We start from the raw sequence: 24,984 nt of genomic DNA on the forward strand, positions 1-24,984 counted from the left end.
ATCAGGGTCAGCCCTGAGATGTGGAATCCGGCCCACCTCTTTGATCACGGCATGCCCCCATTTGATCACCGGGTGATTGCTCCCGGGTGCCCCTTCCCAGCTGCCGTGACCCGGGTCTATAGTCCAAAACTAGCAGTGCTAATTTACCGCTGGCCCTTGGAGCTGACCGTGCGTCCCGTCCACTTCGCCGCCGCCCGCCGCACCCCGATCGGAAAGCTGCGCGGAGCCCTCTCCACGGTCCGCCCCGACGACCTCGCGGCGACGGTGATGCGGGGCGTGCTGGCGGACGTGCCCGCGCTCGACCCGGCCCGCGTCGACGACATCTACTGGGGCGCCGCCAACCAGGCCGGCGAGGACAACCGCAACGTCGCACGGATGGCCGCCCTGCTCGCGGGCCTGCCCGAGTCGGTACCCGGCGCGACCGTGAACCGGCTCTGCGCCTCCGGCCTCGAAGCCGTCACCACCGCGGCCCGCACCATCGCCGCCGGCGAGGCCGACATCGTGCTCGCGGGCGGCTCCGAGTCCATGAGCCGCGCCCCCTTCCTGCTGCCCCGCCCCGACGACGCGCTGCCGCACACCCTGCAGACGTACGACACCCGCCTCGGCTGGCGCCTGACCAACCCGAGGATGAAGGAGCTGCACGGCGTCCTCGCGATGGGGGAGACCGCCGAGGAGGTCGCCGACCGGTACGGCGTCCCGCGCGAGCGGCAGGACGCGTTCGCGCTGCGCAGCCACCAGCGGGCCGCCGCCGCCCGCAAGGACGGTCTCTTCGACGCCGAGATCCTCCCGGTCACCCGGCCCGACGGCGTCGTCGTCGACGCCGACGAATGCATCCGCCCCGACACCTCCCTAGAGAAGCTCGGCGGCCTCAAGCCCGTGTTCCGCAAGGGCGGTTCGGTCACCGCGGGCAACGCGTCGCCGATGAACGACGGCGCGGCCGGCCTCCTCCTCGTCAGCGAGGAGGCACTGGAGGAACTGGGCCTGGAGTCCCTCGGTCGCTACGTCGCCGGCGCCTCGGCCGGTGTCCACCCCGACGTCATGGGCATCGGTCCGGTGCCCGCCACGCGCAAGGCGCTCGGCCGCGTCGGCTGGACGATCGACGCCATCGAGGAGGCCGAGTTCAACGAGGCGTTCGCCGCCCAGGCGCTCGCCTGCGTCGACGGCCTCGGCATCGACCCCGACCTCGTCAACCCCACCGGCGGTGCCATCGCCCTCGGCCACCCCCTCGGCTGCTCCGGGGCCCGCATCCTCACCACCCTGCTGCACCGGCTGCGCCGCACCGGCGCCGCCCGGGGCCTCGCCACCATGTGCGTCGGCGTCGGCCAGGGCAGCGCCGTCCTCGTCGAGCGCGGCTGAACTCCCTGGCCAGTACCTGAACTCCCCGACCAGTAAAGGACATCGAGCACTCATGAGCAGGTTCACCGGTCGCGTCGCCGTCGTCACCGGCGCCGCCCAGGGCATCGGCGCCGCCACCGCCCGGCGGCTCGCTGAGGAGGGCGCGACCGTCGCCGTCGTCGACCTCACCGCGGAGCGCGCCCGGGCCACCGTCGACGCGATCGAGGCCAAGGGCGGCACGGCCCGCGCCTACGGCTGCGACGTCACCGACCAAGAGGCGGTGGAGGCCGCGTTCGCCCAGGTCGTCGCGGACCTCGGCGGGCTGCACATCCTCGTCAACAACGCGGGCATCACCCGCGACGGCATGTTCTTCAAGATGCCGAAGACCGACTGGGACGCGGTCATCAACGTCAACCTGAACAGCGTCTACACCTGCTCCCAGGCCGCCCAGAAGTACATGGCGCAGGCGAAGTACGGAAAGATCGTCTCCCTGTCGTCGCGGTCCGCCCTCGGCAACCGGGGCCAGGCCAACTACGCCGCCGCCAAGGCCGGCATCCAGGGCTTCACCGCCACGCTCGCCATCGAACTGGGCCGCTTCAACATCAATGTCAACGCGGTCGCCCCCGGCTACATCGCCACCGCGATGACCGCCGCCACCGCCGAGCGCGTCGGCTCCACCGCCGACGAGCACCAGAAGCTCGCCGCCGAGCGGACCCCGCTGGGCCGCGTCGGGCAGCCCGAGGACGTCGCCGCGGTCGTCGCGTTCCTCGCCAGCGACGACGCCTCCTACGTCAGCGGTCAGACGCTGTACGTCAACGGCGGCGCCCGCTGACCCAGTTCAGGGTCCACGACCTGGTCCAGAGCCGCACCAGCAGTCAGCACCGAACGGAGCACCACTCCTCATGGCAACCCTCTCCCTCGCCGCGATCCTCGCCGAGTCCGCCCGTCGCCACCCCGACAAGGTCGGACTCGTGGAGGGCGAACTGCGCCTCACCTTCAAGGAGTTGTGGCTGCAGGCCCGCAAGCAGGCCGCGGCCCTGACCGGCCTCGGCGTCCGCCCGGGGGACCGGGTCGCCCTGATGGCGCCCAACACGGCCGAGTTCCCCCGCGCGTACTACGCGGCGCTCGCGGCGGGCGCCGTCGTCGTGCCCGTCCACCTGCTCCTGTCGGCCGAGGAGGTGCAGCACGTCCTCAAGGACAGCGGCGCGAGCCTGCTGCTGTGCCACCCGGCGCAGGCCGCGGTGGGCGCGGCCGCCGCGCAGGCCGCAGGGGTGCGCATGCTCACGCTCGGCGCCGCCGGGGACCTGGAGCAACTCACCGACGCCGCAGACCCGTTGCCGTCCTACGTCACCCGCGAGGCCGACGACCCGGCCGTCATCTTCTACACCAGCGGCACCACGGGAGTCCCCAAGGGCGCCGAACTGAGCCACTTCAACCTGGTGATGAACGCGACCGTCAGCGCCTTCGACGCCAACGACGCGCACGTCGACGACATCGCGCTCGGCGCCCTCCCGCTGTTCCACGCGTTCGGCCAGACCGTCTCCCTGAACGCGACCTGGCGCGTCGGCGCGACGCTCGTCCTGCTGCCCCGCTTCGACGCGGCCCGCGCGATCGACCTGATGGTCGCCGAGAACGTCAACACGTTCCACGGCGTCCCGACGATGTACGTGAACCTGCTCGCGGCGGCGCCCGAGGCCGGGAAACTCCCGCAGCTCAAGATCTGCGTCTCGGGCGGCGCCTCGCTCCCCGTCGCCGTCCTGGAGGGCTTCGAGCAGGCCTTCGGCGCCACCGTCTACGAGGGCTACGGCCTCTCCGAGACCTCCCCGGCCGCCTCCGCCAACCAGCCCGCGTTCGGGGCCCGTCCCGGCACGATCGGGCAGCCCCTGTGGGGCGTCGACGTCGAGATCGCGCGCGCCGAGGTCGAGGACCGCGTCGAGCTGCTGCCGACGGGCGAACTCGGCGAGGTCGTCGTCCGCGGCCACTGCGTCTTCACCGGCTACCTGGGCCGCCCGGAGGCGACCGCCGAGGCCCTGGTCGACGGCTGGTTCCGCACCGGCGACCTCGGCACCAAGGACGAGGACGGCTATCTGCGCATCGTCGACCGCAAGAAGGACATCATCATCCGCGGCGGCTACAACGTGTACCCGCGCGAGGTCGAGGAGGTCCTCATGCGGCACCCCGGCATCGGCCACGCCGCGGTCATCGGCCTGCCCGACGACGTCCACGGCGAGGAGGTGTGCGCGGTGATCGTGCCCAGGCCCGGCACGGCACTCGACGCCGCCGAGCTCACCGCCTGGTCCAAGGAGCACCTCGGCAAGCACAAGTACCCGCGCCGCATCGAGTTCACGGACCAACTGCCGCTCGGCCCCAGCATGAAGGTCCTCAAGCGGGAACTGAGGGCCACCTACGCCGGCAGCTGAGCACCCCGTATCACCATGTGGCGCCCCTGACGCGCGGCGGATAGGTGGGTCTACCATCGGCCCCCCATGCACGACATTTTCGGGATCACCCCGTGGGAGTTCACCGCCCTGGCCGCCGCGGCCCTGCTGGTGGGCTTCTCCAAGACCGCCGTCAGCGGCGCCAACACGGTCAGCCTCGCGATCTTCGCCGCGATCCTGCCCGCCCGTGCGTCCACCGGGGTACTGCTGCCGATCCTCATCTGCGGCGACATCCTCGCCGTGCTCACCTACCGGCGGCACGCCCACTGGCCCACGCTGTGGCGGCTGTTCCCGGCCGTCGCCGGGGGAGTGGTGCTCGGCACGGTCTTCCTCGCCCTCGCCGGGGACGGGGCCGTGCGCACCTCCATCGGCGCGATCCTGCTGCTGATGGCCGCCGTCACGCTGTGGCGGCGGCGCAGGGCCGAGACACCCGAACCCGAGGAGACGGCGACCCGCGCGGCCCGCGTCAAGGCGCGCTCGTACGGGGTGCTCGGCGGCTTCACCACGATGGTCGCCAACGCGGGCGGTCCCGTGATGTCGATGTACCTGCTCTCCGCGGGCTTCCGGAAACTGGGCTTCCTCGGCACCTCCGCGTGGTTCTTCCTCATCGTGAACTCCGCGAAGGTGCCGTTCAGCGTGGGCCTCGGCCTCATCGACGGCCGCTCCCTGCTCCTGGACGCCTGCCTCGTCGCGTTCGTCGTGCCCGGTGCACTCATCGGCAAGACGGCCGTGAACCGCATCAACCAGCGTCTGTTCGAGCAACTGGTCATCGCCGCCACGATCCTCGGCGGCCTCCAACTGCTGCTGCGCTGACCCCGTCCGCGCGTCCTCGGCGCCTAGGAAGGCGTGAGCGTGCGGTCGGAGCCGGGCTGCTGCGGCAGGCCCTGCGCCAGGTCCTCCGCGAGCAGCCGCTTCGCGATCGAGTCGACCGCAGCCCGCAGGTCCTTGCCCGGAGCCCGGCCCAGATCCGCCTCGACCTGCTTGGACAGCCACTCGCCCCACGCGTGGCCGATGACACCGGCCTCCCGGCGCCCCGCCTCCGTGTGCGAGAAGTACGAGCCCGTACGCGACAGATAGCCCTCGTCGACCATCCGCTGGAACACCGGCACCAGGACCTCCGGCGGCAGCTTGCGCCGTGCCGCGATCATCCCGAGACTCGCGTGCCCGACCATCCGCGTGAAGAACTCCACCTGCATCACCGCCCAGGCACCCGCGATGTCGAGCCGGGTGTCCGAGGACCCGAGGATCCGCCGGGCGGTCTCCAGGTCCGACTTCTTCACGATGTTGCCGACCGCCCGCTCCAGCAGATGCGCCGGGTCACCGGTCGTCGGCTGGGCGAAGCCCTCGCCCATGTCCGAGGAGCCCATCCGCGCACTGTCGCGCAACTGCACCTGCTTGAGGAACAGCGCCACCAGGAACCCGATGGCCGCCACCGGCACCGTCCACAGGAACACCGTGTGCAGCGAGTCCGCGTACGCCTCGACGATCGGCGCCCGCGCGACGGCCGGCAGCGCGTGCAGCCCCTCCGGGCTCTGCGCGGCCTTCGCGAGCGCCGCCGGATCGAGCCCCGTGCCGGTCCGGGCCGCCGCCTCCACCCCTTCCGTCAGGTTCGGCTTCAGCGTGTTGGCGTAGATCGTGCCGAACACGGCCGTCCCGAAGGAACTGCCGAGCGTACGGAAGAACGTGACGCCCGACGTCGCGGTGCCCAGATCCGCGTACTCGACGGTGTTCTGCACGGCGATCGTCAGCACCTGCATGCACAGGCCGATGCCGACGCCGAGCACGAACATGTAGAGCGACTCCAGCCAGGCGCTCGACGAACTCCCCATCAGGGACAGGAGATACAGGCCGAGGGCCATGACGAGCGACCCGACGATCGGGAAGATCCGGTACTTGCCCGTCTTGCTGACGACGTTGCCGGAGAAGATCGACGCGATCAGCAGACCGATCACCATGGGCAGCGTCCGCACCCCGGAGATCGTGGCCGAGTCGCCGTCGACGTACTGCAGATACGTCGGCAGGAACGTCATCGCGCCCAGCATCGCGAAGCCCACGATGAAGCTGAGGATCGAGCACACCGTGAAGACGGGATTGGCGAAGAGCCGCATCGGCAGCATCGGCTCCGCCGCGCGCAGCTCCACCCAGCAGAACAGGCCGAGCGCGACGATGCCGCCCGCGAACAGGCCGATGATGACGCCTGAGCCCCACGCGTACTCGTTGCCTCCCCAGCTGGTGGCCAGGATCAGCGCGCTCGCCCCGACCGCGACCAGGGCGATGCCGAGATAGTCGATGACCGGCCGGGTCGCCGATCTCACCACCGGGATGGTGCGGGCCGCGGCGATCACCACGACGATCGCGATCGGAACGTTGACGTAGAACGCCCAGCGCCAGGTGAGGTGGTCCGTGAACAGGCCGCCGAGCAGCGGACCGATGACCGTCGCCACGCCGAACACGGCGCCGATCGCACCCTGGTACTTGCCGCGCTCGCGCAGCGGGATGACGTCCGCGATCAGCGCCATGGCGGTCACCATCAGACCGCCCGCGCCGATGCCCTGCATCGCCCGCCAGGCGATCAGCAGCGTCATGTTGCCCGCGAGACCGCACAGGAACGAGCCGGTGATGAAGACGATCGCCGAGACCTGGAAGACCACCTTGCGACCGAACAGGTCACCGAACTTGCCGACGAGCACCGTGGCGACCGTCTCCGCCAGCAGGTACGCCGTCACCACCCACGACATGTGGGCCGCGCCGCCGAGGTCCGAGACGATCGTCGGCAGGGCCGTGCCGACGATCGTCTGGTCGAGGGCGGCCAGCAGCATGCCCAGCATGATCGTGACGAAGACGACGTTGCGGCGGCGCTTGTCCAGCACCGGCGGGGCCGGGGCCTCTGCGGCGGGCTGCGGGGTTTCGGTGGCTGTCACCTCTGCAGGGTGGCCCGTGGCCGCGGGCGGCGCATTCGGGTGGGGCCGGACCGGTGAAGCCGCTGGGCCGTCTGGCGTGATGCCGGGTGGCGGGTGCGGGGGGTGTGTGGTGGGCCGCGCAGTTCCCCGCGCCCCTTACGGGGCTTTCCTGAGGCGGGGTGTGCAGGCGGCCGCGTCCACCGGTGCGGGGTTCCGCTCCACCCGGTTCGCCAGCCGTCCGGCCCATGCCGCCAGCGCCTGCGGGTCCAGACCGGCCGGGGGCTCGCCCGTCCAGGCCGTCAGCCCGTCCGCCCCCCGCCGCAGCAGCCGGGCGCCGCCCCTGGCGTTGCCGCGGGCCGCGTGGGTGAGGCCCACCGCCAGCTGGGCCAGGGACCGCCACAGGTCGCGCTCGGCGGCGGGGCCGGACTTCCAGGCGTCCTCGAAGACCTCGTGCGCGTGGAACGGGCGGCCCGCGTCGAGCAGCTCCTGCGCCTGGGCGACGGTCTGCGCCGGGGTGCGCACGACGCCCTCCGGCTGGCGGTCGACGCCGGGGCTGCCGTAGGGGAGCGGCCGGCCGAGACCGTCGCGGGGACGTGCGTTGCGCGCCCGGCCCGCGTCGTCGCGGTCCCGGTCACCGCTGTGCGAAGTGCTCATGCCCCGATTCTCGCCCACCTCTCCCGGCGGCCGCGCAAGGGTTTCAAACCACCCGTGAGCTTGGGGTATTGTTCTGTCTGTCGCCGCCGGACGGGACCCGGAAGGCAGCCGACATCGGGACGTGGCGCAGCTTGGTAGCGCACTTGACTGGGGGTCAAGGGGTCGCAGGTTCAAATCCTGTCGTCCCGACTTAATGAAGTCGCAGGCCGTGGGGCCGCTTCGGAGAGATCCGAAGCGGCCCCACAGTCGTTCCCGGGGCCGCTCACCGCGGGTGCGCCGCCCGCCAGGCCGCCATGGACGCGTCCCACTCGTCCCCCGACAGCGCGGTCAGCGAGGCCGGGAACAGTCCGTCCTCCTCCTTCGCGATGTGCCGGTGCAGCTCGTGCACCGCCTCGGTGAAGGTGCGGACATCGCCCGGGTCGGTCAGGTCCAGCGCGGGCAGCAGCCCGGCCAGTTCGCGGTGCTCGGACTCCAGGGCCGCGATGTACTCCGCGTACTCGGGATCCTCACGCATCACCCAGAACAGGCCGTCCTCCTCGCCGCGCCAGTGCGCCGTGAGCTCCGCGGCCATGCGGTCCACGAGGCTGCGCGCCCTCGCCGGGTCCCCGCGGTCGAGGGCCCGCAGCGCGTCGCCGGCGGCGTCCGTGACGCGCTCGTGCTCGGCGATGAACTCCTTGATGAGGGGAATGTCCCGGCAACCGCAGTAATGGCACATGGGGTCAGTGATACGTCAGTCCCGAGGAGGGATCGTGGAGGCCGTCGGTGTGGGGCGGTCCGCATGACAGCATGCGTGTAACCAGCAGCTATAGCGGAAGGTCGGGGAACGGGCATGACCGGCGGGACGGTTGAGGCGACACCTGATGGCGGCACGGCGGCGCGCACGGATGGGCCCGCCTGGCCCGCCGTCGCCGCCCGCCTGGACGCCGTACCCGTCCACGCCTGGCACTGGCGGATCACCCTGCTCGCCGGACTCGCGACCTTCTTCGACCTGTACGAGGTGTTCCTCGGCGGTGTGCTCGGCAGCGTCCTCACCGAGCAGTGGCACCTCGACTCGGACGCGAAGGCGCTCCTCGTCGGGGCGCCGTTCTTCGGCATGTTCGCGGGGGCCGTGCTGCTCGGCAGGGCGGCGGACCGCTTCGGCCGCCGCCCGCTGTTCATGCTCAACCTCGCGGGTTACAGCGTCAGTTCGCTGCTGGCGGCCTTCGCCCCCGACCTGACGTCGCTGGTCGTGCTGCGCGTCGTCGCCGGGCTCTTCCTCGGCGCCGAACTCCCGCTCGTCGACACGTACGTCAGCGAACTGCTGCCGGGCGCGGTCCGCGGGCGGTTCGTCGCCGTCGCGTACACCCTCGGCTTCTGCGGCGCGCCGGTCGCCGCCCTGCTCGGCGGGCTGCTCGTCGCGGACCGGCACCTGCTGATCGACGGCTGGCGGTGGCTGCTGGTCTTCGGAGGCGTCGGCGCGGCGTTCGTCTGGCTGCTGCGGCGGTCGCTGCCCGAGTCGCCGCGCTGGCTGAGCGCCCGCGGCCGGTACGGCGAGGCGGACGGCATCGTCGCCGAGGTGGAGCGCGGCGCCGGGCTGACGCCGGCCCTGCCCTCGTCCCCCCTTCCGCCGCCCGCACCGCAGGCGACGGAGAAGGACACCGTCGTGCCCGTCCGCGCACTGTTCCGGCCGCCGTACCTGCGGCGCACCGCGATGCTCTGGATCTTCCAGGTGCTGCAGACCGTCGGCTACTACGGCTTCGGGTCCCTCGCGCCGCTCGTCCTGATGGCCAAGGGCCACGACGTCGTGCACTCGCTGACGTACACGGCGCTCAGCTTCCTCGGCTACCCGATCGGCTCCGCCGTCTCGATCCTGTTCATCGAGCGGATCGAACGCAAGACGCTGGTGATCGTCTCGGCCGCGGCGATCGCCGTGTTCGGCCTCGCCTTCGGGACCGCGGACTCCTCGGCGGCGATCGTCACGGCGGGCGTCCTCATGACGCTCACCCAGAACATCTTCTCCAACGCCTTCCACGTCTACCAGGCCGAACTGTTCCCCACCGGCATGCGGGGCAGCGCCGTCGGCATCGCCTACTCGCTGTCCCGGCTGACCGGCGGCGTGCTGCCCTTCGTGGGCCTCGCGGTGCTGGACGCGTTCGGCGCCCGGGGCATGTTCGCCGGGTGCGCCGTCCTGATGGCGCTGCTGTGCGTGGACGTGGCGGTCCTCGGGCCCCGCACGACCGGACGGACCCTGGAGAACGTGCGGGGGTAAGGTCTCGCGTCCGCCACGAAAATGACGCGAACCGGCGGACCGGGCCCGGATAGGCTCACGCGGCGTTGATCCCCGCCGCGAAAGGTGACCATGGGCGTTCGCAAGCTGCACGACGACGAGGCCGACATCGACGAGGCGCTCGTACGCGCCCTGGTCGACGAGCAGTTCCCGCACTGGGCGGGGCTGCCGCTGCGGTACGTCGCCTCGCACGGCACGTCCAATGTGCTGTTCCGGCTCGGCGACGATCTGGTGATCCGGCTGCCGCGGGTGCGCCGGGCGGCCCCGGACCTGGCGAGCGAGCACCGGTGGATGCCGTTCCTGGCCGCGCGGCTGCCGGTCGCCGTGCCCGAACCGCTCGCCGAGGGCAAGCCGGGGCACGGGTTCCCGTACCCGTGGGCGGTGCACCGCTGGCTGCCCGGCGCGATCCCGGACGTGGGGAACCTGGAGAACCCGCAGGCCCTGGCCGGTGACCTGGCGGCGTTCGTCGCGGCGATGCGCGGGATCGACCCCACGGGCGCGCCCGAGGCGTACCGGGGCCGGCCGCTCGCCGAACGGGACACGGGGACCCGCGAGGTGCTGCGGCGGCTCGCCGGTGCGATCGACGCCGACACGGCCCTCGCCGTCTGGGACGCCGCCGTGCGGGCCCCGCGCGGCCCACTGCCCGACGTGTGGCTCCACGCCGATCTCCAGCCCGGCAACCTCCTCGTCGACGGCGGACGGCTCAGCGCCGTCATCGACTTCGAGTGCATGGGCACGGGCGACCCGGCCGTCGACCTCCTCGTCGCCTGGTACGTCCTCGACGCTCCGGGGCGCCGGATCTTCCGGGACGCCGTCGGACTCGATGCCGACACGTGGGCGCGCGGCCGGGGCTGGGCCCTGACCGTCGCCGCCCACGAGCTGGCGTACTACCGGGAGTCGAACCCGTTCATGGCACGGACCGCCGAGCGTGTCATCGGCGCCGTGCTCGCCGAGGACCGCGGCTGACGGGCAGGCTCTAGGCGGTCGGCGCGATCGAGCTCGGGCCCGTGGCCTCGCGCTGGTGCGGGATCACGATCGGGGCGCTGCCCGCGGTGAGCGCCACCGTGCGGGCCGGCGACGGGATCCGGATGCCCTCCTCGCGGAAGCGCTGGTGCAGCCGCTTGATGAACTCGTGCTTGATCCGGTACTGGTCGCTGAACTCGCCGACGCCGAGGATCACCGTGAAGCTGATCCGCGAGTCGCCGAACGTGTGGAAGCGGACGGCCGGTTCGTGCTCCGGCAGCGCGCCCTCCACGCCCGTCATGACCTCCTCCACGACCTCCGTGGTCACGCGCTCGACGTGCTCCAGGTCGCTGTCGTAGCCGACGCCCACCTGCACGGTCAGGGTCATGTCCTGCGCGGGGCGGCTGAAGTTGGTCATGTTGGTGCCGGACAGCTGGGTGTTCGGGATGATCACGAGGTTGTTGGAGAGCTGCCGCACCACGGTGTTGCGCCAGTTGATGTCCACGACGTACCCCTCCTCGCCGCTGCTGAGCCGGATGTAGTCACCGGGCTGCACCGTCTTCGACGCGAGGATGTGCACACCGGCGAAGAGGTTGGCGAGGGTGTCCTGCAGGGCGAGCGCCACCGCGAGGCCGCCCACACCCAGCGCGGTGAGCAGCGGCGCGATGGAGATCCCGAGGGTCTGCAGCACGACGAGGAAGCCCATCGCGAGCACCACGACCCGCGTGATGTTCACGAAGATCGTCGCCGAGCCCGCCACGGCTGACCGGGACTGCGCGACCGTCCGGACCAGGCCGGTGATGACGCGGGCCGCCGTCAGCGTCGCCGCGACGATCACGAACGCGGTCAGCGTCATGTTCACGTTGCGCCCCGTGCGGGCGGTCAGCGGCAGTGCCTCGGCGGCCACCGCCGCGCCCGCCGCGAAGGCGGCCCACGGCACCAGCGTGCGCAGCGCGTCGACGATCACATCGTCCCCGCCCCACCGGGTCCGGCTGGCCCGGTCGCCGAGCCAGCGCAGCAGGACCCGCAGCAGCAGCCCGGCCAGCAGACCGGCGAGGAGCGCGACTCCGGCGACGACCAGGTCGTGCAGGTCGAGAGCGCGGTTCATCGGGCACCTCCCACGGGGATGCGGCGGAACCGTGCGGCGGGGGCGGATATGTGATGCTTCGTCACGTGGTACCTGCTTGTTCGGGGATGTGAAGAGCGCGTGTCGGCGGGGTGACGAAACGCGCGCCGGGCCATCCTGCCGCACCGGCCGGGCGCCGCGCGGGGCGGGCCGCCGATCCGGCCGATGGCCCTCGCCCCGCGCGCCCCGGTGAGCAACTCCCGCCCCGCCCGGCCCCCTTGTCCGCGCTCAGCCGACGGCCACGGCTCGCCCCGTCCGCGCCGACTCGTACGCCGCCTCGACGATCCGCAGCGAGCGGAGCCCGGACGCGCCGTCCGTCACCCCGACCGGCCCCGAGCCGTCGCCGAAGAGGAACGCACGCAGCATCAGCGCGTCCAGGTCGACGCCGTACGGGAGTTCCACCGGGGCGCGCGACGTCTCGCTGAAGCCGTGCACCTTCTGGTCGAAGGCGTCCATCTCCAGCGTCGCCCGGTCGCCGACCACCTGCATCGAGAGACCGCCCCACGCCGGGTGGTGCCGCGGCTGGCTCCAGCTGCAGTCGATCGTGGCCACCGCTCCGTTCGCGTACGTGACGGTGAGCAGGCCCGCCGTCTCGACGGCCACGTCGCCCTCGTACAGGACGTTGTTGGTCTGCGCGTAGACGGAACGCGCCGGGGCGCCGTCGAACAGGTCGTCCAGCAGGTCCGCGATGTGCACCGTGTGGTCCATCAGCGCCCCGCCGCCCGAGAGCGCGGGGTCGACGAACCAGCGGCGCCGCGCGCCCGGCATGTAGCCGTTGTTCGCGCCGGACACGGTGAGGACCTCGCCCGCCGTGCCCGCGCGCACCGCGTCGCGCACCGCGAGGTAGGCGGGGCTGAAGCGCACCGGATGCGCCACGGCGAGCCGTACCCCGGCCGCCCGGCAGGCCGCGATCATCGCCGCGCCGTCCTCGGGCGTGGTGGCGAGCGGCTTCTCGCACAGGACGTCCACGCCGTGCGCCGCGGCACGTTCGACGAGCGGACGGTGACGGACGTTCTCGGAGCAGACCACCACCTTGTCGGGCCCCCAGGCGAACAACTCCTCATATGTGTCCACGTGGTCGACGCCCAACCGGGCCGCGAAGTCCTTGCCGCGGACCTCGCCCGGCGCCGCCAGGTCCGTCTCCGGATCGGCCGCCAGGACCTCCACCCCGTCCATCGCGGCGAGCAGGCGCGCGAATCCGCCCGCGTGGACGTGCGCGAACGACAGCACTCCGACCTTCACAGTCCGGCCTCCTCGGTGGGCTTCGGCTCGACGGGTTCCCCGGTGCGCGCGGACTCGGCGGCCGCGGTCGCGATACGGACCGCCTCGACGCCGTCGTGCGCCGACACACGAGGAGCGGGCCCGCCCGCGAAGGCCGCCGAGAACTCCCGCAGTTCCGTCAGGTAGGGGCTCTCCGTCAGGGGGCTGCCGGGGATGCCCTCGCCGCGCGGCCGTGAGCCCTGGGCCAGCACGCGGAAGCCGGTGCGGGCGGTCGAGTCGTGCTCCAGGACACCGCCGGGACCCGCGACGCGGAACGTCGTACGGAACGGCAGGTCCGGCAGGCCCCACACGCCGAGGACATGGCTGACCGCACCGGACGCGTGCGTGAGGACCGCCGTGCCCGTCGCCACGTCCCCGGCGACCGCGCCCGGCTCCTGACGGCCGCGGACCTGCGCGTGGACGCGGACGACCTCACCCGCGAGCAGCCGCGCGAAGTCGAAGTCGTGGATCATCTGGTCGACCAGGATCCCGCCGGACAGCGCCGGGTCGGAGAACCACGGCGCCCACACCGGGTAGCTGCCCGAGCGGGTGAACCGCAGCACGGCGGGCGCGCCGACGCCGCCCGCCGCGACGGACCGCGCCAGCGCCGCGTACGCCGGGAAGTAGCGCACGACGTGCGCCGGGAACAGCAGTACTCCCGCGGCCTCGGCCGCCTCCGCCAGTTCCCGTGCCTCGTCGACGGTCGGCGCGAGCGGCTTCTCGCACACCACGTGCCGGCCCGCGGCGATCGCGTCGAGGACGAGCTGCCGGTGGGTGAACGTCGGTGTGCACACGTCCACGACGGTGCTGCGGTCGAGCAGCTCGGCGAGGGTGTGCACGGCCGTCACGCCGAACTCGGCGTATGCGGCGGCCAGTTTCTCCGCGTTGCCGTCGGTGGACAGGATCGTGACGCGTGCGCCCAGCTCCGTCCAGGCGGGCAGATGCGCGCGGGCGATACCGCCGGCGCCGATCAGACCCACGTCGAGGCGTGCCATACAGGTCCTTTCCCGGGAGGGGGTGGGGGTCAGCCCTTCGTACCGCTCTGGGCGATGCCCTGCACGAAGTGGCGCTGGAGGAAGAGGTAGAGGAGGATCATCGGCAGGCTCGCGATCAGTGAACCGGCCATCATCACCGGGTAGTTGGTCTCGAACTGGCCCTCCAGGGAGGTCAGTCCGGCGCTGATCGGCATCTTCGCGGGGTCGGTGTTCACGACCAGGGGCCACAGCAGGTCGTTCCACGACCACATCGCCGTGATCACCGTGAGCGCGGCGAGCGCGGGGCGGATCAGCGGCAGCATGATCGACCAGAAGATGCGGAAGGGCCCCGCGCCGTCGATGCGGGCCGCTTCCTCCAGCTCCCGCGGCAGTGCGAGGAAGAACTGCCGCAGCATGAATGTGCCGAACGCGCTGAACATGCCCGGCAGGAACAGCGCGGGCGGCGAGTTCAGCAGACCGAGCCGCTGGATGATGTCGTACTGCGGCAGGATCAGCAGGGACGACGGGACGAGCAGCACGGACAGGAACAGGGCGAACAGCACGTTCTTGCCGCGGAACCGCATCCGGGCGAAGGCGTACGCGGCGAGCGAGCAGAACACCAGCTGGCCGACGGTCCGGCCGACGGTGTTGATCATGCTGTTGCCGAGCATCTCCCCGTAGGGCATGGCGGTGAACACCTCTTTGAAAGAGGCCCAGTTCCACCGCTCGGGCAGGAACGTCGTCGGCACGTGCACCGCTTCGGGCAGTGTCTTCAGCGCGGTGAGCAGCTGCCACAGGAACGGGAAGACCATCACGAGCGCACCGAGCGACAGCAGGAGGTGCGTGGCGACGGCGCCGCCGTCCACCCGGCGCAGGCGGTCACGCATAGTGCACCCACTTCTTCTGGAGCCGGAACTGGAGGTAGGTCAGAGCCGCGGTGAGCAGCATCAGGAGGAAGGCGAGCGCGGCCGCGGCGCCCTGGTTGTTCTGCTGGAACGCCCACTGGTAGAAGAGGCTCACCACGGACTGGGTGGAGCCCAGCGCCGGGTTCGTCGGACTCATCATCACGTAGATCAGGTCGAACATCTGGAGCGAGTTGATCACGCAGATGACCGCCGCGAAGAAGATGCTCGGACTCAGCAGCGGCAGCGTGATCGTGACGAAGCGCCGCACCGGGCCCGCGCCGTCCAGCTCGGCCGCCTCGTAGTAGTCCTGCGGAATGCCCTTGATCCCCGCGATGAAGATGATCAAGTAGTAGCCGACGCTCTGCCACACGGAGACGACGCCGATGGCCCACAGCGCGGACGACGGGTCGGACGCCCAGAAGTGCCGGGAGACGCCGAACCACGACAGCACCTCGTTCAGGAGGCCGAAGTTGCCGTTGTAGAGCCAGTTCCAGACCAGGCCGACCGCGACCGGCAGCGTCACGAACGGGATGAAGTACAGGGCGCGGTAGATGCCCACGCCGCGCAGCCCGCGCCGGTTGAGCAGCGCGGCCACCACGATCGAGAGCGGCAGGGTGAGCAGGCCGATCGCCCCGTACAGCAGCGTGTTGCCGACCGCGCGCCACACCGTGACGTCCTGGACGACGCGCACGTAGTTGTCGCCGCCGGTCCAGGTGTTGCCGCCGAACGGTCCGAAATGGGTGAAGCTGAAGCCGAACGTCTGGATCATCGGCCAGATGTAGAACACGAGGAAGCCGACACCGATCGGCGCGATGAAGAGGTAGGCGGCTTTCTGAGTACGGGAGTTGGGGCCGCGCGTGGTGCTGTCCCGCCCGGCCTTCGTGCGGGGCCTCCTGATGCGGCCGTCCGCCTCCGCGGCGGCCGTCGACGGGAACACGGCCATCACTTGCCCTCCTCGTCGAGTGCCCGGTCCATCTGCTTCGCCAGCGTCCGTGCCGCCTGCTCGATGCCGCCCTTGCCGCTGAACGGAGCGCCGAGCAGCAGGTACTCCTGGTCCTCCCAGACGGCCGTGTTCCGTGAACTCGGGTACGGGACCGCGTAGTCGAGCATGTCGATGAAGCACCGCAGGCCGAACTCGGGCATCGACTTCAGCCAGGCGTCCTGCGTCCCCTCGTACGAGGAGATGGTGACGCCGCCCTCGGCCTGGATCTCCGCCGCCTCGCGCCGCGCCATGAAGTCCACGAACTTCCAGGCCGCCTGCTTCTTGCGGGACTTGGCGCTGACGACATTGGCGAGACCGTGGATGACGGTGGCCCGCTCGCGGCCCTTGGGTAGCACGGCGACGCCGCCGTGGTCCTTGATGGCCGGTGTGCCGTACATGAACGACGCCATCGCGGAGATGTCGTAGTTCATCGCCACCTGCTCCGATAGGAACAGATTGCGGGCCCGTACCTCCGACATGGCGCTCTGCGGCGGCGACCAGCCCCGGTCCACCAGGTCCGTCCAGAACCGCAGCCCCTCGACGGACCGCTGGTCGGCGAACCCGGAGCGCCCGTCGCGCAGCACGTACCCGCCCGCGCCGAAGACCGTCGGGTAGAACTTCGCCTGCCGGTCCATCTCGGCGGCGATCCCGTAGACCCGCGTCCTGGGGTTCGTCAGCTCGCGCGCGGCGTCGCGCACGTCGTCCCAAGTCCACGAGGAATCGGGGTACGTGATGCCCGCCTTGTCGAACAGTGCCTTGTTGTACCAGAGCCCGATCGTGTCGAAGTCCTTCGGGAGCCCGTACTGTCTGCCCTCGTAGGCGTAGATGTCGACGAGCGCCTCGGGATGTCTGCCGAGCGGGGTGCGGTCGCGGGCGATGTGCTCGCTCAACGGCTCCAGCGCGCCGTTCGCCGCGTACAGCTGGATGTTCACCGCGTTCATCCAGAACACGTCGGGCGCCGTCCCGCCGCGCATCGACGTGCGCAGCGTCGTCCAGTACGAGGTCCAGGGCGTGAGCTGGATCTCCACGGAGATCTCGGGGTTCTGGCGCTCGAAGGCCTTGATGATCCGCTGCATTCCCGGGGCCTGGGCGACGTCCCAGATGCCGTACGAGAGGGTGGTGCGGCCGCGCGCCGAGGCGGCCTCGGAAGCTCCGTCGCCGCTGCTGCAGCCGGCGGCGAGCGGGGCCGCCGCGAGCGCACCGGCGAGAAGCGTTCTCCTGCGCATACGCGTCTCCGGTCGGTAGGGGAGAGGGGAGAGATCGGGGAGATCAGGGAGAAGCGGACGGCCTCGACGGGACGGCCATGTGCGGCAATGGGGGCTCGACGGCGTCCAGGGCGCGGCGTACGGCCCCCAGCGCGACGCCCTCGCGACCCAGTGTGCTGACCGCGATGCGCGGCACGTGCAGGGTCAGGGGGCGCAGATGCTCGGTGAGGAGCGGCCCGAGCGGCTCACCTACCGGGGCCAACGCTCCCGACAGCACGACGAGTTCGGGGTCGAGCGCCAGGACGAGCGCGGCGACGCCGGGTGCGACCCCGGCCAGATACCGGTCGAGGACCTCCAGCGCCGCGGGGTCACCGGCCCGTACGGCCCGCGCGAGCGCGTCCGTCCGGGACTCGCCGTCCTGTCGCTCCCCGTCCCAGCCGAGGGCCTTCCCGGCCTCGTCCAGGCCGAGTTGGGGCAGGATGCCCAGCTCGCCGGCGCCGCCGCGGCGCCCGCGGTGCAGCCGGCCGTCGATCATCAGGCCGCACGAGATGTGCCGCCCCACGAGCACGCACGCCACGTCGTCGGCCAGCACGGCCGCGCCCCGCCAGTGCTCGGCCAGCACGGCGAGATTCACGTCGTTCTCCACCAGGACACGGCAGGGGACGTCGTGCGCGAGGCGGCGGGCCAGGTCCAGGTCGGTCCAGTCCGGCACGATCACCGAGCGGATCCGCCCGGTGTCGTCGACCATGCCCGGCACACCGATGCCCATCGACCACACGTCGTCGGGGCCGATCCCCTGATCCGCCAGGAAGCGGCGCAGCCGGCCACGCAGCAGCTCGATGCGCTCGGCGCCCGACAACTCCGCCGGGAACTCCTCACGATGCCGCGCGACGACCTCGCCGTCGAGCCGCGCGAGCAGCAGCACCAGCTTCCTGAGGCCGATGTCGACGCCGACCACGTGCCCGGCCTCGGACCGGAACCGGAAGCGGCGCGCGGGCCGCCCCGGCGCACGTCCGGCCGCCGGGGCGTCGGTCTCGGCGATCCACCCCTGCCCGGCCAGCTCCTCCACGAGCGCCTCGACCGTCGGCCGGGACAGCCCCGTCGCCGCGGCCAGGCCGCTCACCGTCTGCGGGCTCTCCTGCCGCAACGCCCGCAGCACCACGGCCGTGTTGAGGCCGCGCAGCGCCGCGAGATCGTGCCCGCGCACCCGGTCGTGCACCGCCATCGCCTGCGCCTCCGAAGGCTCGTCGGTCGGGTTGCGCAGGACTGTTGCATAACCACGGGGCCTTGGGAAGCCCGCCCGTACCGAAATTACGCAGAACTCCTGCGAATCGATGACGGCGGCGGACGACGCGGGCGACCGGGACTCGTCACACATGCCCCATTGACGCCCGTTCGGCCCGGCACTGAGGGTGGGAGGCATGACCCAACTGTCCGAGCATCTGCGCCAGGCCACCCCCGTCGTCGCGCAGCGCGGGGAAGGCGTCCACCTCTACGGCACCGACGGCCGTCGGTATCTGGATTTCACCGCCGGCATCGGGGTCACCAGTACCGGCCACTGTCATCCCCGGGTCGTCGCCGCCGCGCAGGAGCAGGTCGGCACCCTCATCCACGGCCAGTACACGACCGTGATGCACCAGCCGCTGCAGCGCCTCGTCGACAAGCTCGGCGGCGTGCTGCCCGCGGGACTCGACAGCCTGTTCTTCGTCAACTCGGGAAGCGAGGCCGTCGAGGCGGCCATGCGCCTGGCCCGGCAGGCCACGGGACGGCCCAACATCGTGGTCGCGCACGGCGGTTTCCACGGCAGGACCGTGGCGGCGGCATCGCTGACCACGTCCGGCACCAAGATCCGCACGGGCTTCGGTCCCCTGATGGCGGGCGTCGCCATCACGCCCTTCCCGAACGCCTACCACTACGGCTGGGACGAGGAGACGGCCACCCGGTTCGCGCTGCGCGAGTTCGACCACCTGCTGCAGACGGTCTCCGACCCCGACGACACGGCGGCGATCCTCATCGAGCCGGTCCTCGGCGAAGGCGGCTACGTCCCCGCCAACACGGCCTTCCTGCAGGGGCTGCGCGAGCGCGCGGACCGGCATGGCATCCTGCTGATCCTCGACGAGATCCAGACCGGCGTCGGCCGCACCGGCCGGTTCTGGGGCCACGACCACTTCGACGTCAGGCCCGACGTCCTCATCACCGCGAAGGGCCTGGCCAGCGGCTTCCCGCTGTCCGGCATCGCGGCGCCGGCCGACCTGATGAACAAGGCCAGGCCCGGTTCGCAGGGCGGCACCTACGGCGGCAACGCGGTCGCGTGCGCCGCGGCCTGCGCCACCCTCGACGTCATCGCCGAGGAGGGCCTGGTGGCCAACGCCGCGGCGATGGGCGCGCGGCTGCGGGCCGGCCTGGAGGACGTCGCGGCGAAGACCGCGGCGATCGGCGACGTACGGGGCCTCGGCCTGATGCTGGCCAGCGAGTTCACGACGGCGGACGGCGAGCCCGACACCGCGACCGCCGTGCGGGCCCAACAGGCCGCCGCGGACGAGGGGTTGCTGCTGCTCACCTGCGGCCCGTGGGGCAACGTGGTACGGATGATCCCGGCGCTGGTCGTGAACGAGAACCAGGTGGACGAGGCGTTGCGGGCCTGGGGCGCGGCGGTGGCGACGGCCACCGCCTGACCCGGCTCCGGCACGGAGGGGCGCGGGGAACCTGCGCGACCGGCCACGACGGAACCTGCACTCGGCCACGACCATCGACCCCTACGGCGGAGCCCACCATGACCACACACCCCGTCATCGACAACGTCCCGAAGCAACTCCACATCGCCGGCGGCTGGCGCCCCGGCACCGGCGACCGGACCATGCCGGTCGACAACCCGGCCACGAACGAGACCCTCTGCCACGTCGCCGACGCGGGCCCGCAGGACGGCCGCGCCGCCCTCGACGCCGCGGTCGCCGCCCAGCGGGACTGGGCCGCGACCGCCCCACGCGCCCGCTCGCAGATCCTGCGGCGGGCCCACGAGATCATCCTCGACCGCACCGAGGACCTCGCCCTCCTGATGACCCTCGAAATGGGCAAGCCCCTCGCGGAGGCCCGCGGCGAGGTCGCCTACGCCGCCGAGTTCTTCCGCTGGTTCTCCGAAGAGGCCGTCCGGATCGACGGCGGCTACGCCACCAGCCCCGACGGCCGCAACCGCCATCTCGTCCTGCGCCAGCCGGTCGGTCCGTGCCTGCTCATCACGCCCTGGAACTTCCCGCTCGCCATGGGCACCCGCAAGATCGGCCCGGCCGTCGCCGCGGGCTGCACCATGATCCTCAAACCGGCGCCACAGACCCCGCTGTCCACGCTCGCGCTCACCGCGATCCTCACCGAGGCGGGCCTGCCGCCCGGGGTCCTCAACACGGTCACGACGACCGACGCTGCGGCCCTCGTCGAACCCCTGCTGCGCAGCGGCGGCATCCGCAAGCTGTCCTTCACCGGCTCCACGCAGGTCGGCCGGATCCTGCTCGCCCAGTGCGCCGACACCGTCGTACGGACCTCGCTCGAACTCGGCGGCAACGCCCCGTTCATCGTCTTCGACGACGCCGATCTCGACGCGGCCGTGGACGGCGCGATGGTCGCCAAGATGCGCAACATGGGGGAGGCCTGCACCGCCGCCAACCGGATCTTCGTGCACAGCTCCGTCGCCGAGGAGTTCGCGACCCGGCTGACCGCGCGGATGTCCGCCCTCACCGTCGGGGACGGCACCGCGCCCGGCACCGACGTCGGCCCGCTCATCGACGCGGCAGGACGGGCCAAGGTCGAGACGCTGGTGCGCGACGCCGTCGACCGCGGGGCGAAGGTCCTCACCGGCGGCGAACTGCCGTCCGGTGCAGGCAACTTCTACCCGCCGACCGTCCTCGCCCAGGTCCCGCGCGACGCCGAGCTCACCGGCACCGAGATCTTCGGGCCCGTCGCCGCGCTGTTCACCTTCGACGACGAGGACGACGTCGTCCAGGTCGCGAACGATACCGAATGGGGGCTCGTCAGCTACGTCTTCACCCGCGACCTGGACCGTGCGCTGCGTGTCGGCGAACGCCTGGAGACCGGCATGGTCGGCCTCAACACCGGCCTCGTCTCGAACCCGGCCGCCCCCTTCGGCGGCGTCAAACAGTCGGGCCTCGGCCGGGAGGGCGGCCGGGTCGGCATCGAGGAGTTCCTGGAGTACAAGTACCTGGCCGTCCCCACCGGTTCATAGCCGCTCCACGGCCCGGAACCCGGCGAGCCGGGACAGCAACGCCCGCGCGGGCGGGGTGAGTTCGGCGACAGCGACCTCCTCGCCCGCGTTCAGCAGCCCGATCAGTGCGGAGAGTTCGGGCGCGGTCAGATCGGTCTCCAGGATGTGCCCGCACGCGGCCACCAGCCGTCGTCCCGCGGCCTCACCCCACAGCACCCGCTCGACGGCCCGCACGCCGTCGTCGTCGGTGAAGTGGCCGGGCCGGGCGGGCGGCGGCACCGGCCGCAGCCCGCCGTCCGTCGCGTGCCGCAGCGCCTCCCGCACCAGCCGCCGCTCCAGCGCCGCGGGACGCGCGGCCTCGCGATAGTGGGCGAGCGCCTCGATGAGCACCGGGGGCAGCAGGTCCGCGGCGGCGTCGTCGTGGACGAGGATGTCGTCCCCGCCCCAGCGCCCCTGCGGGGACGCCGGCGTGGGTCCCGGAGCGAGCAGCGAGTGCAGCCCGTGGCCCGGCAGGGGAGCGGTCCGCGGGATGCCCAGATGCGCGACGGCCGCCGGGGCGCGGCCCGGTTCGGGGACGCACCGCCGCCCGGCCGGCCAGTAGAGCAGATCGCCGGGCGCGGGCCGGGCGACCGACCACCGCCCGTCGTGCTCCAGGCGCAGCCGCGGGCGTCCGAGCAGCGTGTAGAGAAACGATGCGCCCTGGGCGTACGGCAGCCGGCCGGGGCCGAGCGTGCCGTGGCACAGCGCGGTCGTCGCCCCGAGCAGCGGCTGGCCCGTGCGCGCCCACAGCCCGGCGAGGAAGTTTCGTGCCCTGAGCCAGACGGGGTGGTGGCAGGCGTGCAGCCCGCGCACGACGAGGGTGAACGGCTCGCGGTCCGACTGCCCGAGCAGCCGCCGGTCGTACCGGGCGAACGAGCCGTCCTCCGGCTGCGGCAGCAGGTCCCCGGGGTCGGCCAGTCGCCGCGGCCCGAGCGCGAAGCTCACCCGGCCGGCCGTGGGCCGCTGCGCCACGGTGACGGAACCCTCGAAGACCTCGTGCGCGTCGAACGGGGCGCTCCCCAGCGCGCCGCCTGTGATCAGCACGGGCCGCCGGTCCCAGTGCGTGTCGATGAACGTGTCCCAGTCGAACGACTCCAGGACGTCGACGGAGGGAGCCGGTGCCGTGCTCACCGCACCAGCTCCAGAGCGCGCACCCGGTACAGCTCGGTGAGCAGGGACAGGAGGCCGGGGCTGTCGGCGCGCAGACCGCAGGCCTCGGCGAGCGCGCCGACGCCGGTCCGGGGGACGGCCGCGAGGTGGTCGAGGACCCGCCGCGTCACCGGGTCGGTGCTGCGCCGCGCATGCCCGTGGGCGGCCCAGATCAGCTGTTCGGCGGCGGGCCGCAGGCACAGGATGTCGGCGGTGCGCCGTAATCGGTGGTGCGGGGCGAGCGGGACGCCGGGCCGGGGCGGCGGGGCCGGGTCGAGGCCGCCCGCCGAGTGCAGGCCGGCCCAGCGCAGCAGCAGCGCGCGCTCGGGGGCGTCGCCGGCCAGGGCCGCGACATAGCGCCGGCCGGGCTCGGTGAACGGGGGAGCGGGCGTGAGGCGTCCGTCGGGCGCGGCCGGCGCGGGGTGCGGGACCGCGGGCTGCTCGTCGGCGGCCGGCGCGTCCTGGCGCAGCAGCTCCCGGACCACCTCGCCGACGTAGGGCAGCGCCGACGTGGTGCGGGCGGGCACGGACAGCCGCAGCGTCGTGCACGGCCGGGTGCGGTCGTCGAGGTGGGTGCTGCCCGCGGGCCAGTGCACGAGGTCGCCGGCCGTGGCGTGCAGCGCGAACTCCGTGCCGGTGTGCTCGGGCCGTACCCGCATCGTCAACGACCCGTCGAGGACCCAGGTGAGCGCCGCCGCGTCGGGGCGCGCCCCGAACTCCTCGGCCGCCTGGTGCCGGGTGCCGACGGCCAGCTCCGCGGTGACGGGCAGCGGCGGCCGGCCGACGTGCCGCCACAGCCCCGCCACGGCGTCCCGTACCCGCGACCAGAGCGTGAAGTCGAGGCTCAGCGCGTGCTCGGCGGTCAACAGCCAGCCGCTGTCCGTCAGTTGACCGGAGGATGCCAGCCGGGCCGCGTAGGCGGCCGTGTCCCGGTCGGCCGGCGAGGGCAGCAGCGGTCCGGGATCGCACAGCACGCCGTCCGGGACGGCGAGCCGCAGCCGGGTTCGGCCCGGCGCGCTCGCCGCGGCCACCATGAGCCGGTGGGCCCCCGCGGCGTCGAGGCCGGACGGGGGTCCGCCCGGGACGACCACCGGTTCCTTCGCCCAGTACTTCTCCGCGAACCGCCGCCACGGATCGGTGGGCGGGGCGGGCGCTGGGGAGGGTTCACAGCTGTGGTTCATCGGGGCTGGGATCTCCTCGGTCCCTCGTCAAGGGGCGGCGTGACGGGCCTGGTGACCTTGCCAGAGGCCTTCCGGCGCCGTCAACGCTTCACGGAGAACCTGTGAACATCTGGCGTAGAACGTGCCGCTTGTCCCATTGCCGCGCTATAGCCCCGGCCCGCTCAGACCGCGCTGCCGGCCTTCCAGTCGGCCCACGACATGTTCCAGCCGTTGAGCCCGTTCGCCGGATCGACGGTCTCCTCGCCCGAGCGCCGTACCTCCACCACGTCGCCGACGATCGAGCTCTTGTAGAACTTCGCGCCCGGTGTCGAGGGGTCGTCGGCGCCCTGGGCGTCCCGCAGGCCGACGCAGCCGTGGCTGGTGTTGCTGGTCCCGAACGCGGACGCCGCTCCCCAGTAGTTGCCGTGGATGAAGGTGCCGGAGGTGGTGAGCCGCTGGGCGTGCGGCACGTCGTCGATGTCGTACTCGTCGCCGAGCCCGACCGTCGTCGAGTCCATCCGCGTCTCCTCGAACCGCTCGGAGATCACCATCTTCCCGGCCCACGTGGGGTGTTCGGCGTCCCCGCCGCTGACGTCGTAGGTGGCGATCTCCTCGCCGTCGCGCCGCACGGTCAGCGACTTGGCGCGCAGGTCCACGACGCTGATCTGGGCGCGCCCGATGTGGAAGGTGACGTCCTTGTCCTGGGTGCCGAACACCCCGTCGGCGCCCTCGACGTCCTTCAACCGCAGGCTCAGCGTGATCTTCGTGCCGGACGCCCAGTACTCCTCGGGGCGGAAGTCGATCCGGGTGTCGCTGAACCAGTGTCCGGCGATCTCCACGTCGGGGTCCGCGGTCACGGTGATCGCCTTCTGCACGGCGGCCCGGTCCGTCACGGCCTCGGTGAAGGTGAGGGAGACGGGCATGCCGACGCCGGACGTCGAGCCGTCCTCCGGGGTGAAGTAGCCGACGAACGTGGCGCCGGGCTTCTTGGTGGTGAAGCTGGTCGTGTGCGCGGAGTCGCTGCCGTCCACCTCCGCGCGCACGGTGTACTCGGTGTCGGAGGCGGAGTGCGACGACGAGGTCCACTTGGTCCGCCCGTCGTCGTACGTCCCCTTCAGGCGCGTGCCGTCGGCCGCGGCGACCGTGACGGCGGACAGGGTCCCGCCGGTGACCGCGACGGTGACCGGGCTGCCGAAGTCGGCCTGCCGTGTCCCGTCGGCGGGGCTGACCCTGACCGCGGCCCTACTGGTGGCAGCACCGGCGCCGTCCTTCGCCCCGGCCTCGCCGCCGCAGCCCGCGACCGTGACCACCGAGGCCGCTCCCAGCGCGGCGAGCACTCCGCGCCGCGACCAGCGATCCGTGTCATCCGCTATCCGAACCCGAGAGTCACCCACACGCACACCGAACCTTCCTGA

Annotated in this window: 21 protein-coding genes and 1 tRNA gene; 9 read left to right on the forward strand and 13 right to left on the reverse strand. The window is 72.3% G+C overall.

What is annotated here, in order from left to right:
• The first annotated feature begins 168 nt into the window (after positions 1-168).
• From ACVHNB_RS14210 to ACVHNB_RS14225, 4 genes are all read left to right on the forward strand, one after another.
• The gene (locus tag ACVHNB_RS14210; protein WP_456228885.1) at positions 169-1,356 is read left to right on the forward strand and encodes a thiolase family protein; all 1,188 of its coding nucleotides are present in this window, start codon (positions 169-171) and stop codon (positions 1,354-1,356) included.
• A 52-nt stretch (positions 1,357-1,408) separates the two neighbouring features.
• Positions 1,409-2,167: a 3-oxoacyl-ACP reductase FabG gene (gene fabG, locus ACVHNB_RS14215; protein WP_428950822.1), complete on the forward strand. Its 759-nt coding sequence runs from the start codon at positions 1,409-1,411 to the stop codon at positions 2,165-2,167.
• 70 nt (positions 2,168-2,237) lie between these two features.
• Positions 2,238-3,755 carry a long-chain-fatty-acid--CoA ligase gene (locus ACVHNB_RS14220; protein WP_456228241.1) on the forward strand — a complete coding sequence of 506 codons (1,518 nt, stop codon included), beginning with the start codon at positions 2,238-2,240 and terminating at the stop codon, positions 3,753-3,755.
• A gap of 66 nt (positions 3,756-3,821) precedes the next feature.
• On the forward strand, positions 3,822-4,586 hold the full coding sequence (locus ACVHNB_RS14225) for a sulfite exporter TauE/SafE family protein (RefSeq protein ID WP_456228242.1): 765 nt from the start codon (positions 3,822-3,824) through the stop codon (positions 4,584-4,586).
• 23 nt (positions 4,587-4,609) lie between these two features.
• On the opposite strand, the gene ACVHNB_RS14230 is transcribed toward ACVHNB_RS14225, so the two are convergent.
• Entirely contained in the window at positions 4,610-6,694 is a 2,085-nt protein-coding gene (locus ACVHNB_RS14230) for an MDR family MFS transporter (RefSeq protein ID WP_456228243.1), read from the reverse strand.
• Positions 6,695-6,829: 135 nt separating this feature from the next.
• The gene (locus ACVHNB_RS14235; RefSeq protein ID WP_456228244.1) at positions 6,830-7,327 is read right to left on the reverse strand and encodes a DUF309 domain-containing protein; all 498 of its coding nucleotides are present in this window, start codon (positions 7,325-7,327) and stop codon (positions 6,830-6,832) included.
• A 115-nt stretch (positions 7,328-7,442) separates the two neighbouring features.
• Between ACVHNB_RS14235 and ACVHNB_RS14240 the strand changes: the two genes are divergently transcribed.
• A tRNA-Pro gene (locus ACVHNB_RS14240) sits at positions 7,443-7,516 on the forward strand.
• Positions 7,517-7,589: 73 nt separating this feature from the next.
• Here the strand turns inward: ACVHNB_RS14240 and ACVHNB_RS14245 are convergent.
• A complete protein-coding gene (locus ACVHNB_RS14245; RefSeq protein ID WP_428950817.1) occupies positions 7,590-8,042 on the reverse strand; it encodes a hemerythrin domain-containing protein in 453 nt (150 codons plus the stop codon).
• Positions 8,043-8,156: 114 nt separating this feature from the next.
• On the opposite strand from ACVHNB_RS14245, the gene ACVHNB_RS14250 reads away from it, so the two are divergent.
• Together ACVHNB_RS14250 and ACVHNB_RS14255 are read left to right on the forward strand one after the other, a co-directional pair.
• Positions 8,157-9,575: an MFS transporter gene (locus ACVHNB_RS14250; protein WP_456228245.1), complete on the forward strand. Its 1,419-nt coding sequence runs from the start codon at positions 8,157-8,159 to the stop codon at positions 9,573-9,575.
• A gap of 90 nt (positions 9,576-9,665) precedes the next feature.
• Positions 9,666-10,559: an aminoglycoside phosphotransferase family protein gene (locus ACVHNB_RS14255; RefSeq protein WP_428950815.1), complete on the forward strand. Its 894-nt coding sequence runs from the start codon at positions 9,666-9,668 to the stop codon at positions 10,557-10,559.
• A 10-nt stretch (positions 10,560-10,569) separates the two neighbouring features.
• Here the strand turns inward: ACVHNB_RS14255 and ACVHNB_RS14260 are convergent, their stop codons facing one another.
• The 7 genes from ACVHNB_RS14260 to ACVHNB_RS14290 all read right to left on the reverse strand — a co-directional run bounded on the left by ACVHNB_RS14260 (position 10,570) and on the right by ACVHNB_RS14290 (position 18,233).
• Complete coding sequence (locus ACVHNB_RS14260) at positions 10,570-11,664, reverse strand: mechanosensitive ion channel family protein (protein WP_428950814.1); 1,095 nt, start codon at positions 11,662-11,664, stop codon at positions 10,570-10,572.
• A 246-nt stretch (positions 11,665-11,910) separates the two neighbouring features.
• Positions 11,911-12,924, reverse strand: a complete 1,014-nt coding sequence (locus ACVHNB_RS14265; protein ID WP_428950813.1) for a Gfo/Idh/MocA family protein — start codon at positions 12,922-12,924, stop codon at positions 11,911-11,913.
• On the reverse strand, positions 12,921-13,937 hold the full coding sequence (locus ACVHNB_RS14270) for a Gfo/Idh/MocA family protein (RefSeq protein ID WP_428950812.1): 1,017 nt from the start codon (positions 13,935-13,937) through the stop codon (positions 12,921-12,923). The genes ACVHNB_RS14265 and ACVHNB_RS14270 overlap by 4 nt, the downstream gene beginning before the upstream one ends.
• Positions 13,938-13,966: 29 nt before the next feature.
• Complete coding sequence (locus tag ACVHNB_RS14275) at positions 13,967-14,803, reverse strand: carbohydrate ABC transporter permease (RefSeq protein WP_456228246.1); 837 nt, start codon at positions 14,801-14,803, stop codon at positions 13,967-13,969.
• Positions 14,796-15,764, reverse strand: coding sequence for a carbohydrate ABC transporter permease (locus ACVHNB_RS14280; RefSeq protein ID WP_428950810.1), 969 nt, complete (start codon positions 15,762-15,764; stop codon positions 14,796-14,798). Before ACVHNB_RS14280 ends, ACVHNB_RS14275 begins: the two co-directional genes overlap by 8 nt.
• The gene (locus tag ACVHNB_RS14285; protein WP_456228247.1) at positions 15,764-17,029 is read right to left on the reverse strand and encodes an ABC transporter substrate-binding protein; all 1,266 of its coding nucleotides are present in this window, start codon (positions 17,027-17,029) and stop codon (positions 15,764-15,766) included. Before ACVHNB_RS14285 ends, ACVHNB_RS14280 begins: the two co-directional genes overlap by 1 nt.
• 43 nt (positions 17,030-17,072) lie before the next feature.
• Positions 17,073-18,233, reverse strand: coding sequence for an ROK family transcriptional regulator (locus ACVHNB_RS14290; RefSeq protein WP_456228248.1), 1,161 nt, complete (start codon positions 18,231-18,233; stop codon positions 17,073-17,075).
• Between the two features lie 196 nt (positions 18,234-18,429).
• On the opposite strand from ACVHNB_RS14290, the gene ACVHNB_RS14295 reads away from it, so the two are divergent.
• Positions 18,430-19,683 (forward strand): aspartate aminotransferase family protein, encoded by a 1,254-nt coding sequence (locus tag ACVHNB_RS14295; RefSeq protein ID WP_456228249.1) that lies wholly within the window; start codon positions 18,430-18,432, stop codon positions 19,681-19,683.
• A gap of 98 nt (positions 19,684-19,781) precedes the next feature.
• Positions 19,782-21,242, forward strand: coding sequence for an NAD-dependent succinate-semialdehyde dehydrogenase (locus tag ACVHNB_RS14300; RefSeq protein ID WP_456228250.1), 1,461 nt, complete (start codon positions 19,782-19,784; stop codon positions 21,240-21,242).
• Here the strand turns inward: ACVHNB_RS14300 and ACVHNB_RS14305 are convergent.
• From ACVHNB_RS14305 to ACVHNB_RS14315, 3 genes are all read right to left on the reverse strand, one after another.
• Complete coding sequence (locus ACVHNB_RS14305; RefSeq protein WP_456228251.1) at positions 21,237-22,391, reverse strand: hypothetical protein; 1,155 nt, start codon at positions 22,389-22,391, stop codon at positions 21,237-21,239. The genes ACVHNB_RS14300 and ACVHNB_RS14305 overlap by 6 nt on opposite strands.
• Positions 22,388-23,590: a hypothetical protein gene (locus tag ACVHNB_RS14310; protein ID WP_456228252.1), complete on the reverse strand. Its 1,203-nt coding sequence runs from the start codon at positions 23,588-23,590 to the stop codon at positions 22,388-22,390. Before ACVHNB_RS14310 ends, ACVHNB_RS14305 begins: the two co-directional genes overlap by 4 nt.
• A gap of 161 nt (positions 23,591-23,751) precedes the next feature.
• Complete coding sequence (locus ACVHNB_RS14315; protein WP_456228253.1) at positions 23,752-24,963, reverse strand: L,D-transpeptidase; 1,212 nt, start codon at positions 24,961-24,963, stop codon at positions 23,752-23,754.
• Positions 24,964-24,984 lie beyond the last annotated feature (21 nt).

The organism is Streptomyces sp. YJ-C3, assembly GCF_053891275.1.